Below are 13,256 nucleotides of genomic sequence, written 5' to 3'. Positions count from 1 at the left end.
TAACAGCCGGGCTGCAAAAAAAAAGGTGGCCTTTGAGATGCTTGAGCTGTGTGATGGGAAACTATCACGCACAGTTCTTAGAGGAGGAAACCAGGGCAATCTGGTTTCCTTACTCTTTCACTTTTTCCTGAACAACAAGCCCCTTATTTTTTTAAGTCTGCATACTTAGTTGGATGAAAGATACGTCGGGGGCAAGCCCCCCGCTGCCCCCTTGAGCTTCAATCTGGCAAGCCAAATCGCCCCTTCTCGGGGGGCCGTGCAAAGCACTGTTCCACCCCTCGTGCGGGGCGATTTTGCAGAGCCATTTTGAAGCCGCGGACAGCTCACCGCATGGTTTTTCTTCGCCTTCGGCTCCGAAGCCATGTCCGTTCGCTAGAAAGTTTTTTTGTAACTATTCAGATACCCCCCCTTCCTTCAATAATTTCAAAAAGCCATGTTGTTAAAAAATTAAGCTTCTTGACATAAACATTTTTTGCTACCTTAGATCTTATGAATTTAAAGCTGAAATCTAGTTCGCCAAATATTCCCAGAGCTATTTTTAATAGCCTACCAGAACCGGTTCGCACACTCAGCATTGACATCTATAACCGACGGCCCGCTTACATTCAGTGAGGGATTGGTTGCGGGAAAATCAGTCCCATCTTTCCTATTCCTGTTGCCTCAACCAGCTCCTAAATCCTATTTTTTCGCCGATCGTCAGACTATGGAATTTATCTCATCGATTGCTATGGAATTTATTTTATCTTTGACAGATTCAAATCCTTTTACCATACCCACTATCTAGCGCTTACCCACCTTTATGGCTGGCAGGAAGATTTCAGCCTTGCGGCCTCTTTCCCGGGCAACTGCCCTTCGCTACATTGTCAGGCTCGCTTCTTTATTCAGAGCCTTAGATTCACCTTGCTGCAAAGGTGGTCTCCTTGGGTTTGGAGACAACTGTTTATAGCAGCTTCTTGTCGCACGCAATCCTAATTGTCGCTCAACAGGGTTACAAGAAAAGAGGATCGTGATATGGCTAGGTCTAGAGGTGAAACGTGCTGCTCAATATTTTATCTTGGATCGCCATTGTTGTCTTATCTGTCAGTTACTGGTTTCAGATTTGGAAGATCCATGTCCATAAAGAAGTTAGGGATATCTCCTTAACCTATAACATCCTACTGGCCCTGGGTTTTGGAACCCTCACCTTTACCGCTATCGAAGAAGGCTCGCTGATTTTCCTTGTCAAACAAATCATGACAACGATCCCTGTCATTATCATTATCATCCAAGTGATCTATCATAAAAATGATAAGTGGCATGACCCCGCTTTAGCTCGATGCTCAAAGTGCAAGGAAGAGCTTGAGCGTCGGTGGAGTTTCTGTCCCAGTTGTGGCGAAAAGCGGAGTAAGTAGTCGCCCCGGGGTAGAAGATATTTATGAGCGAGTAGTTCTACAAAGGATTTAGAGAAGAAGCGGGACTCCAAGATAGGTCCCTTCCCAGCTGGTAGGCGCGCCTCTCTTCTGAATCGATACAGGCAAGCTTGACCCACCCATTCTTAAAGAGCTTTTGTAAGACCTCCTGCTCCTTGATGACCGCGCTTAACATTTCCCTTGGAGCATACACTACCGTCATGAGGCGGAAAGGGTCATGGTAAGACTCACAGTCACTTTTATAGACCGACTGAAGGGGGAGCCCTTGCATAAGATCACTTGCATTCCCCTGCATAATCCCCATCTTTCCCGTAATATTTTTCGTCACCTTGCTCCCTCCCCCATAGGCAACGTTATCAAGCATTGAAAATAGATACTGCGTATTGATCCACTGAGCAACAACCATGGGAGCGGTTAAAATCGTTGTCAGAGCTTGGGCACCCCCATCTTTTTGGTAGTCATACGAATGGAGAAATGCCCGCCCTTCTAAGTCTAAATCTTTTGTTAAGTCACGCGGACCGACGATAAAGGCCCCATTTTTTGCCAGCCCCCATTCGGGACGGACCTGAGACCAATCGCCACTCCGCTTCTTTGTATGAGCTGTTGCTGCTTCAAGGTCTAGAGAAAGGCCCAGCCTAGCAACACGGACCTGATTATTGATGTGACGCGCCTCTTCGAGATCTTTTTTAAGCGCCTCGACTTCTTCTTTTTTCTTGGGATCAAGCCCCTCAGTCCCATATAGGGTACATGCATCGGTTGTCGTATTGTGGGCGGCTCCTAAAAATAGGGTGGAGTCGGGAATTTTGATCCCTTTAGCCTCAAGCTCTTTCCGCACCTTTTGGTCATTGAGGATTTCGGCAAGAACCTGGGCATTGGCTCCCCCATGTCTCCCGGCGCAAGCTCCACAGTCAAGCGCTGAAGCATAGGCATTGTTTTGTGTCGTCCCTCCATGGCCACAGAAGACCACAAGGGGAGCAAAGTCTTCGGTCAGCCCCATCATCCGGAGCGCCCCTTCTCCATAACTCACCTTTTCAGCAAATGAGATGGCTATCTTAGGGTGCAAAGGAGGAGCACTTTTTTTGAATGGATGGCTCAAATGGGGAAAAAAGTTTCTGATTCCCATCCAGACCCCACTCCCCAATCCGAGAAGCTCAACAAGGCCAAAAGGAGCGGAAAAGGTATATTTTAAGGTCTGATAAAACCTCTTAATGGTAGCCCCTCTTTCATAGGAGGTTTTTCTTTTTTGGGGATCCTTTGCTTCCACTTCTACGACATGCTTAGGAGCGAGCAGCACAGGACAGGAGGGATACGATTCGCCAGTCAGCTTATCCTCGATTGCAACAGGGACACCAAAAAAGCCGGCAAACCCAAGCGTTTCATACGGACCGACCTGCTCTAAAGCTCTTCGGAAAGGTTCCGAGCGGACATCGATACAAAAAACCAGTTGTGCCGTCGTCTTAACGTACGCGTTAGCCCCTTTTCTTTCTTGGCTGGTGAATTGGCGCTCCAGCTGATCCAAGATCCCCTGGTGATACCTTTCTTCTTCTTTTGTAGGAAGGAGCAAGGAGGCATGCTTTTCTTCTCGCGCTCTGACCGAACGGTGCCAATCGAGAAGCCTTGAGGCCTCAGGCCACTTAAGAGCGGTGATGATCACCCTCACAGCGAGATAATCGAGCTGAGAAATGGGATAGGAGGGTTTCCCTTGCTTCCAATCGGTTAGGTATTTTACATAAGCAGCCCAACCAGAAAGGGTTGTGAGAAGGAGGGTGAGGAAAAGTGTGGTTTCTTTTTCTGAAATTCCTAGCCGAGATAACCCTGCAGTAATGGCATCTAAAGGATGGTCGGGCAAGTCCCCTATCCATTGCTTATTCTCTGAATGTCCCCCATGCAGCTTTTTGTCGTAGCGGGCAAGGGTTTTCCAAGCGGTATAAAGCCCTTTTTCTCTAAGCGGCATTGGAAATGTTGCCTGCCCCTCATCAAAGAAGGGTTGCAGCCACTTAATCGTCTCTCGATTGACCCCCTCTATTCGAGAAGGGAGCTCCGTCTGCTGAAAGAAAATTCTCCCCTCAACCAAAGCCTGTTCAATCGTCATCTCCTCAAATCCTTGAAGAGGATTGACAGCGATGATACTACTCAGAGGCCATAAAGGGGCAATGGTTTTCCAACTCTCTTTGACTCCCTTTTCAATGGAAAAGGGGGGCTTCGGCTTCATTTTCTGACTCTTTTCTTTAGCTATCGCTGTCACGATTTCCCTGCCTTGTAGGTATACCCTTTCTTAAATGAGGTGATGGTAGCTTGATCGGGTTGTGATTGATTGAGTAGAGAGACATACCCCTTAAGCAACCACTCTTGTTTTACCCATCGCTTGAGTGGGAGTTTAAACAGGTGGATCAGCCAGCTGGAAAGGAGTAGCATTAAAGCGATCAGATGGAGAGCATGCAAAGGGGTAGGAGCGGTAAAAAGTTCCCCGTTTAGAAAGAGTTTGACTCCATAGACGCTTACCCCATAAATGAGTCCCAAAGCAGGGGATGCACAAAGAGCTAAGGGGAGCTTTTTAAAAGGTTGATTCCCTAAAAGCGCAAGAGCCCCCTGACAGCTCACAATAAACCCAATCACGACAAGAAAGAGTGTGGTATCTTTTGGAATCCATTCGAAATGATTGACCCATGAAAAGGTCGCAGCTCCTAAACAGCCACACCCAAGAGCGATTAGGATGGAAGGGAGATGAAACACCCGTTTCAAATCAAACCGTTTTTCTTGAGCAGCACCTCCTGAGGCTAAAAAGAGGTAGGCTTTGAACACTCCATGGTAACAAAGGTGGACAATGGCTGCGGGGAAGAGGCCGAGGCCACACTGGACCATCATAAAACCCATCTGCCCAATCGTTGAGCAAGCCAGTTGACGCTTCACATCGCTTTGTACGAGCTTCCAAAGGGTTCCCCCAATAGCGGTGAGCATTCCTAATGCGAATATCGCTGTAAGGACCATTGAGTCCCCCAAATAAAGCGGGGCAAAACGGGCCAAAAGAAACCCGCCTCCATTGACAAGACCTGCATGCATCATTGCAGAGACAGGAGTGGGAGAGTTTAAGGAGCTTATCAGCCACTTATGGAAGGGCCAAATAGCCGATTGAGATAAAGCAGTCATGGCTAAAAGGGTCAGAATGCCGGTTCGAGAAGCCAGGGGCAAAGAGGTTTTGATCACTTGCTGAATGGAGGTTTCCCCTGTTAAGGTGTAAATCCAAATAAATGCGGCAACCATCGCTCCACAGCCCATTAAAAAGTTTTTCCAGGCGAGCCTTCCAGAGGCGCGGGCAGCCGCCCAACTCCCCTTGTGAATCATCATTTTCACCAACAGAAAATTGGAAAGCCCCCAAGCTGCTGCAAAAAGAGCCAGGTGATCTGCGATCACAAGGGTCGTAAGAGAAGTGATGAGGCAGGCCAAAAGGACGAAAAACCGGTTATAAAGGGTATCTCCTTTTAGGTATTTAGAGGCAAAGTAGGCGATACAAAGACCTAGAAAACCGATAAGCCCCATCAGGAGAAGGGCTAAACGATCCACATAGAAAAAGTTAGAAAGCGTCTCAATCATGTTAAACATTTCAGTGATTCACCTATTTTACATAAGCAAGTAGAATGGAGTAAAGAAATTTCCTGCTACCTAGATCTTCGCCTCCTTTTCGGGCGTCCCTGCATCTTAGGCTTAAAACTCCGCTTAGGGTCTCTGGGCCGCTTAGAAGTCTTTTTGGGGGTTTTCTGAGGCTCGAACCCCTTAATCTCTTTGACTTCAATGTCTTGACCTGTAAATGCTTGGATCTTGTTCACCATAAAAGCATCCCGTCCCGCCGCAAAAGAAAGGGCTGTCCCTTTAGCTCCAGCGCGGCCGGTTCTCCCGATACGGTGGACATAGTCTTCAGCATTCTCGGGAAGGTCAAAGTTGATCACATGGGTGATTGACTGGACATCGATTCCTCGAGAAGCCACGTCGGTGGCAACCAAGACCCGAACCTTTCCGTTGCGGAGCTGCTTGAGCGTCCGTGTCCGCTGCCTCTGGTTCATATCTCCATGGAGAGCTGCTACCTGGTGCTCTTTATCCTTGAGGTCCATCACCAACTGGTTGGCATGCCTTTTGGTCGAAGTAAAGACAATGGCAAAGTCAACATCGTGTTGATTTAAAATGTGGTCGAGAAGGCGGTTTTTGTGATGGAGATCATCGACATAATGGAGCCGCTGCTCGATATGATCATGTTTGGCATGCTCTTTATGGGTGATGATCTCGACAGGATTTTTCAAAAGGGCCTTCGATAATTTGACAACACTCCCCTGCATCGTCGCAGAGAAAAAGAGGGTTTGCCGCGATGCAGGTGTCTTTGCAGCAATTTCTTTAATGGGTCCGATAAATCCCATATCAAGCATCCGATCCGCCTCATCAAGGACAAGCGTCTCAAGACGAGAAAAATCGATTTTTCCTTGATTGATAAAGTCGATAAGCCGCCCCGGGGTTGCCACGAGAATGTCATAAGGGCGAGAAAGCTTACGAACTTGGGCCGGGTAGGGAACGCCCCCCACAACACAGACCGTTTTGACGCGCTCTAAATATTTACTATACTTCTGCGCTTGCGTTGTAATTTGCATCGCAAGTTCCCGTGTTGGAACGAGGATCAGAATGCGAGGCCCTTTTCCCTCCTTTTGAGAGGGAATGCTCAAGCGATTGAGGGTGGGAAGCAAGAAGGCTGCAGTCTTCCCCGTTCCCGTTTGTGCCGATGCACGGACATCAGATCCTTTCACGATTTCAGGGATCGCTTTTTCTTGAATCTCAGTTGGTTTGGTGTATCCCGCCTGATTAAGGGCTTCAAGGATCTTTGGGTGTAAATCTAATTCTTCAAAAGTAGTCATCTATAACCTAAATTTTACTTAATCCCTGACCTTCACTTAGGAATACCTGAAGGGATGTTCGTCTTTTTCAGGCTAATTACTTGCCTAAAAATAAGAGTAGCAAGCGGGGGTTGAGTAGAGTCTACCACAACTAGATGATTAAAGATACAACCAAATTCTGATTGACTTTCTTTTAGGGATGAGAGATACCATCTACAAGTAAAAGCGAGGTCCTAAAATTTCCGTAATGCTCCGTAGCAAGATACGGAGCATTACGGAAATTTTCCCTTCGGGACGACCCGCTTAACACATCTTCGCAGCAAGCTGCGGGGAATATGACCCGGAGAGATTAAAACCCTCCACGAAAATGGAGGCTCTCTCATCCTCACCTTCTATGATGAGGTGACAGCCCTCCATGAGGAGGCCTATAACGTCTTTACAGCCGCTAAGCCAACTGAAGAGCTCCCCCTCGGGATCGATCAGACAAGACTCAACTGGGCCTAGGCGATTGAAAAAGGAATGGCGGTGCAAAGCGCCATGACAATGACGAGCGAGAAGATGAACATCTTACGCGCCCAGCGATGATCGCTTGAGCACTTAAACCCTTTGAAAGCAAGGACGAGCCACCCTCCCCCTAAAAGGAGGACTAAGGTCAGGTAGAAAGCCCCTGTGTAGCCACAGAGGGTGAGCATCGAAGCAGCCATCACAAAGGCAGCGGTATACAGGGTCATGTGGATCTTAGTGGCCCTCATCCCTTTTACGATGGGAAAGGTCGGAATCCCCCCATCGGCATAATCTTTAAGACGGTAGACCGCAATGGCGAAAAAGTGGGGCACCTGCCAACAGACAATCATCACAAACCAAATGAGCGCTCCTAGGTCAAGCCGCCCTGTCACCGCGCAGTAACCCACAACAGGGGGAATCGCTCCTGCAATGCTTCCAATGAGGGTCCCATAATGGGTCCGGTACTTTGATAAGGTATAGAGAGCGACATAGGCAAACACACCAAAAAGGGCAATTGCAGTGGTCAGAAGGTTGGTTCCTAAAGCTAGGGTAAGGGTCCCTAAAAGACCTACGATCGTTCCAAAGATAAGGGCGCTTTGCACTGAAACAAGCCCTTTTGCTAGAGGGCGGTTTCTTGTGCGGACCATCTTCCGATCAAGCTCCCGATCGATGTAGTTATTAAAGACGCACGCCGAGCCAATGACAAGGGCTAGGCCGCATAGCATTGCAAAAAAAAGGGAGGGGTTGACCTGTCCTTTTGATGCAAGGGCAAACCCGCCAGCCGCGGTAACAATATTTCCCATGATGATGCCCGGCTTCATGAGCATCACATAATGCTTCACTGAAAATGGGCGGGTTAATGCAATGTTTGTTTCTATACTCATATCAGGTAGGTGCCACGTTATATTTTAGGTTGTACATAATCCACATCGACCCTCCAACGAGGACAACAATAAGAAGGGTCATAAAGAGGAACATCATCAGGTTCCAGCGAGGCCTCGATTCCAATCCAATGTGAAAATAAAATACCATTTGAAGAATGACTTGGAAAACAGCGAGTCCAATCAAAGTAAAGTCAAGGGTCATATGACTGAGGTGGTAGTGGGCAGCTGTTCGGTAAGCTGCAAAGGTAAGGATAGCAGAGAAAATAAACCCTAAAATGACGGGCTTAAAACTAACATTCCATCCGTGATGCGCATCAATCATACTATGACACTCCTATTAGATACACTATAGCGAAAATAAAGACCCATACCATATTTAAAAACTGCCAGAACATCCGCAAACAGGTCAGTCGACGGATCGAAGCAGGGCTCACCCCTTGGCAAAAAAGAGGGATCAACAGAAGAATCGTCCAAAGAAGGGCAAAGATGATATGGAGCCAAAAAATCCCAACAACTGAAAAGTAGGCCGATAAAAAGGCATTCCGCTCCCACCCATTCCCCGACTGAATGAGGCGGGAAAAGTCACTCTCCTGCATCCCTAAAAAGATAAGCCCAAGAAGGAAGGTGAGGGTAAAGAAACTAATCGCTCCCCACTTGTTTCTCCGGTGGGCAAAAGCCCCACCCAAGCCCACGGTAAGGGTGGCCGTTAAGAGAACAAAGGTTTGGATAAGGGTAAAGTCAAGGTCAAAAAGCTCTCGAGCGGTCGGTCCGCCAAAGGTGTTATTCCGGAGGACAGCATAGGCGGCAAAAAGGGTCGCAAAGAGCATGAAATCTGTGACGATATATAGCCAAAAACCGAAGGTGGTTTTTGAATAAACATCATGGTGGGTATCGGGATACTGACTCATGAGGCCCCTCCTTCTATCTTCTTGATCTCATCAACAGTGACATAATAGTCGGTATGCTTTTCAAAGAGGCGGACAATCAAACACCCAAGAATTCCCAAAGCGCAGACCGCAGCGATCGCAAACATATGCCAAACAAGGGCAAACCCTAAAACGCAGCTAATCGCTCCAATTAAAAATCCTATGGCGGTGTTTTTTGGCATGTGAATCTCTTGATACTCCCCTTTCACGAGGGGCTTTCCTCCATGCTTAGCCTCCCAGAAGGAATCTCTTGTTTCCACTTCAGGGGTAATCGCGTAGTTGTAGAATGGGGGAGGTGAGCTCGTTGACCACTCCAAATTCCGTCCATTCCAGGGATCTTTTGCCCCCTTTTTATATTCCTCCCGCTTTTTAATGCTGACATAAAGCTGAAGCACCTGAAAAAATACTCCGACCGCGATCAAAAGGGCCCCAAGAGCTGCCACAATAAAGAGAGGCTGCCAACCCGTTTCAGCGGGATAGTAGTTCATCCGACGGGTCGCTCCCATAAAACCCAAAAGGTAAAGAGGCATAAAAGCCACTAAAAACCCGATGAGCCAGCACCAAAAGGCATACCTTCCCAGCTTTTCGTTGAGCTTAAACCCGATAAATTTGGGGAACCAATAGGTATAGCCCGCAAAAAAAGCAAAGACCACCCCTCCAATAATCACCGAGTGGAAATGGGCAATCAAAAAGAGGCTATTATGAGCTTGAAAGTCGATCCCAGGAATGGCAAGCATCACTCCCGTCATTCCTCCCGTTACAAAGACAACAATAAAGCCCATGAACCACAGCATCGGGGTTGAAAACTGAACCCGCCCTCGATACATCGTAAAGAGCCAGTTAAAAACCTTCACCCCTGTGGGAATCGCAATAATAATCGTCATGATCCCAAAGAAGGCGTTAACATTCGCTCCCGCCCCCATCGTAAAGAAGTGGTGGAGCCATACGATAAAGGAGAGGAAGGTGATCGCTCCCAACGCCCAAACCATCGACATATAACCAAACAGCCGTTTATGAGAAAAGACAGGGACGATTTCAGAAAAAATTCCAAAGGCAGGCAAGACCAAAATATAAACCTCGGGATGCCCCCATGCCCAAATGAGGTTGATATACATCATCGGACTGCCCCCAAACCCTGCAGTAAAGAGTTTGGTATCGAGTAACCGGTCAGTTGAGAGCATTCCAATCGTTGCCGTCAAAATGGGAAAGGCAAAGATGACAAGGGTCATCATCACAAGAGTGCTCCAGACAAAAACGGGCATTCTCTTTAAAGTCATGCCGGGGCAACGCATCTTTAAAGTCGTCACAAGGAAATTGATCCCAGAGAGCATACTCCCCACCCCCGAGATCTGAATACTCCAGAGCCAATAATCAACCCCAACACCCGGGTTATATTTAAGCCCTGAAAGGGGGGGATAGGCGGTCCATCCTGTCCCAGCAAAAACGCCAATCACCAAAGAGATGAGGATATAGAGTCCTCCTGCGGTAAAGAGCCAAAAGCTGAGAGAGTTTAGGAAGGGAAAGGCAACATCACGGGCCCCGATTTGCATCGGAAGGACCAGGTTGATGATGCCAAATACTACCCCCATCCCCACGAAGAAAATCATGGTCACCCCATGGGCGGTAAAGATCTGCTGAAAGTGCTCTGCCCCTAAATAACCCATCGAGTCGCCTGTGGCAATGGCCTGCTGCGCCCGCATCATGACGGCATCGATCAGCCCCTTTAGGAGCATAATGGCAGAGACCACAATATACATGATCCCGATCTTCTTATGGTCAACCGAGGTTAGCCACTCTTTCCACAGCCAGGTCCATTTTTTATAGTAGGTGATGAGTGCTAAAACAAGAATCGCACCCAAAAACATTGACGCCCCTGCGGCATATTCGATCCAGTCGTGTTTAAGCGCTTCCTGTGTAAGTCTTCCTAGCATATTACCTAGCCTGATATTTTTCTAAGATGTAATCGAAAAGGTTTTGATCGGTCAGCATATAAAATGCTGGAGGGTCATATTCACTCGGCTTGACAAGCCCCTCATACTGAGAAATGCCAAGGGAGTGGTTGGACTGCTTGACTGACTGGACCCACTGATAAAACTCCCCTTCCGAGCTCGACTTTGCCATGAAAACCATCCCCGCAAACCCTTTACCACTGATATTTGAAGAGCGCCCCATAAACTCCCCTTCTTCGTCGGCAATGAGGTGGAGCTCGGTCCGAACTGCTGGCATCGCATAGATTTGCCCCCCGAGCTGAGGAATCCAAAAAGAGTTCATTGGCGCATCGGCAGTAATCTCAAAAGCGATGGGAGTTTTTTCAGGAAACTGGACAAAGTTAACCGTTGCAATCCCCTGCTCTGGATAGATAAAGAGCCATTTCCAGTTGAGAGCTACCACCTGAATCTTCAGAGTTTTTTTTCCTGTATCAATCGGGTTGGAAGGGTTGAGCTCGTGGCTGGTTTTCCAAATGATCACCGACAAAATGGTTACAATTACAATGGGGACTCCCCACCAGCAAAGCTCTGCAATATTGTTATGCTCCCAATTGGGAGCATGCTTTCCCTTAGGGCGGCTTGCGCGATATCTCCAAGCAAATACACCTGCCAAAATTAAGACAGGGATCACAACCGCAAGCATCAAGGAAGCTGAAGTAATAATCAGTTCCCGCTCTTTTTTTCCAACCATCCCCTTAGGACTCAAAACAGCCACATCGTGGTTGCTGATGTAAAGGGCAAGAAGCCCTATAGAAACAATGATAAATAAAACCGCAAAGGTAATCTTGAATGCTTTTTTCATACTATTTTTGGGTTCTACAAGAAAGGGCTCGAATTTGTCTACAAAAAAATTTAAACCTATACTTAATGGTTACCTTGCTCCACTATTGGTATAAGAAATTTTAAATATGGAGAAAATATCAATGAGTAGTAAACAACTAAATATTTGCCCAACTTTTGACGACCTATACGGGACTGTCCTACTTGCAAAAAAACTGACTGAGCAACAAAGCCAGATAGAGACCCATGACGATAAAGATTTTATCGAAAAGTGTTTAAAAAACAAAGAGATAGACACTCTCAAACTCCTAAAAAAAGCGAATAAAATAGAGCCTCTCACAGATAAGGATAAAACAGAACTCACTAAAAATACTAATGAGATTTCTGCCATTCTTAACCACCTAAACAGTAAAAAGCAGCCGAAGAAATAAGCGCTGCCCAAGCTGCCTAAAGGACTTTTGCAGCAATGGCAGCCAATTTAGAGCGCTCCGTCTTCTCGAAGAAGATGTGGCCATAGATGGGCTGCCCCTTAAACTTGCTCACCACATAGGTGAGCGCGTTTGAGTCCTTATCAAGGTAAGGGTTATCGATCTGTGTCGGATCTCCTGTGAGGATCACTTTCGTCCCCTTTCCGGCACGAGAAACGATCGTTTTCACCTCATGAGGAGTCAGGTTTTGGGCCTCATCGATAATGATATAGGTGTTGGCAAGGGAACGTCCCCGGATAAAGGTGACCGCTTCCATCTCGATCTTTTCACTTTCCATGATCCACTGCTTGGTCTCCGCACCATTCCCCGATCCCGAAGTGGTCTCGCAGATATATTCGAGGTTATCATAGATCGGCTGCATCCAGTGATACATCTTCTCCTCTTTCGTCCCCGGAAGATATCCAATATCCTTTCCAAGGGGCATGATGGGGCGGGAGATGAGGATCCGGTTATACACCCCCTCATCAAAGGTTTTTCGAAGGCCACAGGTGAGGGCCATCAAGGTTTTTCCCGTTCCTGCCTGACCGATCATCGTGATCAGCTTAATCTCGTCGTTCATGAGCATATCCATGGCACACTCTTGCTCATCATTGAGAGGTTTCACACCCCAAATCTCTGCAGAAGCACCCTTTACAAGATCAAAACGTCCTTTGTCGGCATTATATTTCCCCACGGCGGTCGATTTTTCAGGGCAGTTGAAGCAGCAATACTCATTGACATGGAACTCCCCTGTGGGGACGGTGATGAACCCTTTAGTTATAAAGGTATCGATCTCTTGTTTAGGAACGTCCATTTTCTGAAAGCCCCTATAGAGATTATCATAGGACTCTTTAAGGTTTTCATAATCTTGCGCTTCAATCCCAATCGACTCCGCCTTAATCCTTAAGATAAAATCTTTTGAGATCATGATCACCACTTCTCTTCCCATCTGCTGCAACTGATAGGCAACGAAAAGGATCCGGTGCTTGCTCCGGTCGAGTGGAAGGGGAAACGTCTCTTTTAGTTTGTTCTTCTCTTCGGTGAAGATCGAAAAGTTTGTCTCGTTTTCTAGCTCTACCCCTTTAAAGATATTCCCTTTAAGCTCATCGATAAAGCGGATCACCTGGCGGGCATGTTTTCCCAGTTCATCGCTAAAATGCTTCATCTTATCAAGTTCTTCTAACACGACAAGGGGCATGACAATATCGCTCCCCTCAAACTTCTGTATCGCTTCTGGATCATGCAAAAGCACGTTCGTATCTAGGACAAAAGTCTTCCTTGTCATCTAATTACTCCTATTATGGGGAATCCCCGCTTCTTCCCCTTCCCTATAAAAGATTCTTGATTCCCATGAAATAAAAATAAAATACAAAAAGAGCAATTTCTTGACAACCAGAGTTTTATAAAAAATAATCAGCAATCAA

11 protein-coding genes are annotated in these 13,256 nt (G+C 47.0%); 2 read left to right on the top strand and 9 right to left on the bottom strand.

The annotated features are described in order from the left end of the window. Positions 1-1,034: 1,034 nt before the first annotated feature. Positions 1,035-1,391 carry a zinc ribbon domain-containing protein gene (locus NEPTK9_RS01810; protein WP_194847119.1) on the top strand — a complete coding sequence of 119 codons (357 nt, stop codon included), beginning with the start codon at positions 1,035-1,037 and terminating at the stop codon, positions 1,389-1,391. Positions 1,392-1,428: 37 nt separating this feature from the next. Here the strand turns inward: NEPTK9_RS01810 and NEPTK9_RS01805 are convergent, their stop codons facing one another. The 8 genes from NEPTK9_RS01805 to cyoA all read right to left on the bottom strand — a co-directional run bounded on the left by NEPTK9_RS01805 (position 1,429) and on the right by cyoA (position 11,387). Next, positions 1,429-3,621: a DUF2309 domain-containing protein gene (locus tag NEPTK9_RS01805; protein WP_228546964.1), complete on the bottom strand. Its 2,193-nt coding sequence runs from the start codon at positions 3,619-3,621 to the stop codon at positions 1,429-1,431. Positions 3,622-3,650: 29 nt separating this feature from the next. Beyond that, entirely contained in the window at positions 3,651-5,009 is a 1,359-nt protein-coding gene (locus NEPTK9_RS01800) for a proton-conducting transporter transmembrane domain-containing protein (protein ID WP_194847118.1), read from the bottom strand. Positions 5,010-5,065: 56 nt separating this feature from the next. Beyond that, positions 5,066-6,304: a DEAD/DEAH box helicase gene (locus NEPTK9_RS01795; protein ID WP_194847117.1), complete on the bottom strand. Its 1,239-nt coding sequence runs from the start codon at positions 6,302-6,304 to the stop codon at positions 5,066-5,068. A 479-nt stretch (positions 6,305-6,783) separates the two neighbouring features. Further along, a complete protein-coding gene (gene cyoE / locus NEPTK9_RS01790; RefSeq protein ID WP_228546963.1) occupies positions 6,784-7,671 on the bottom strand; it encodes a heme o synthase in 888 nt (295 codons plus the stop codon). 1 nt (position 7,672) lies between these two features. After that, positions 7,673-7,993 (bottom strand): cytochrome o ubiquinol oxidase subunit IV, encoded by a 321-nt coding sequence (locus tag NEPTK9_RS01785; RefSeq protein WP_194847116.1) that lies wholly within the window; start codon positions 7,991-7,993, stop codon positions 7,673-7,675. Between the two features lies 1 nt (position 7,994). After that, complete coding sequence (locus tag NEPTK9_RS01780) at positions 7,995-8,579, bottom strand: cytochrome c oxidase subunit 3 (RefSeq protein ID WP_194847115.1); 585 nt, start codon at positions 8,577-8,579, stop codon at positions 7,995-7,997. After that, on the bottom strand, positions 8,576-10,528 hold the full coding sequence (gene cyoB / locus NEPTK9_RS01775; protein ID WP_194847114.1) for a cytochrome o ubiquinol oxidase subunit I: 1,953 nt from the start codon (positions 10,526-10,528) through the stop codon (positions 8,576-8,578). Before cyoB ends, NEPTK9_RS01780 begins: the two co-directional genes overlap by 4 nt. A 1-nt stretch (position 10,529) precedes the next feature. Next, on the bottom strand, positions 10,530-11,387 hold the full coding sequence (cyoA, locus tag NEPTK9_RS01770; protein ID WP_194847113.1) for a ubiquinol oxidase subunit II: 858 nt from the start codon (positions 11,385-11,387) through the stop codon (positions 10,530-10,532). A gap of 121 nt (positions 11,388-11,508) precedes the next feature. Between cyoA and NEPTK9_RS01765 the strand changes: the two genes are divergently transcribed. Continuing rightward, the gene (locus tag NEPTK9_RS01765; RefSeq protein ID WP_194847112.1) at positions 11,509-11,796 is read left to right on the top strand and encodes a hypothetical protein; all 288 of its coding nucleotides are present in this window, start codon (positions 11,509-11,511) and stop codon (positions 11,794-11,796) included. A 16-nt stretch (positions 11,797-11,812) separates the two neighbouring features. On the opposite strand, the gene NEPTK9_RS01760 is transcribed toward NEPTK9_RS01765, so the two are convergent. Continuing rightward, positions 11,813-13,117 carry a PhoH family protein gene (locus NEPTK9_RS01760; protein WP_194847111.1) on the bottom strand — a complete coding sequence of 435 codons (1,305 nt, stop codon included), beginning with the start codon at positions 13,115-13,117 and terminating at the stop codon, positions 11,813-11,815. Between the last annotated feature and the right edge of the window lie 139 nt (positions 13,118-13,256).

This window comes from Candidatus Neptunochlamydia vexilliferae (assembly GCF_015356785.1).
In the GTDB taxonomy this organism is placed as follows: domain Bacteria; phylum Chlamydiota; class Chlamydiia; order Chlamydiales; family Simkaniaceae; genus Neptunichlamydia; species Neptunichlamydia vexilliferae.
The sequence above is the reverse complement of the archived record's forward strand: the minus strand, read 5'-3'. Positions and strand labels throughout refer to the sequence as shown.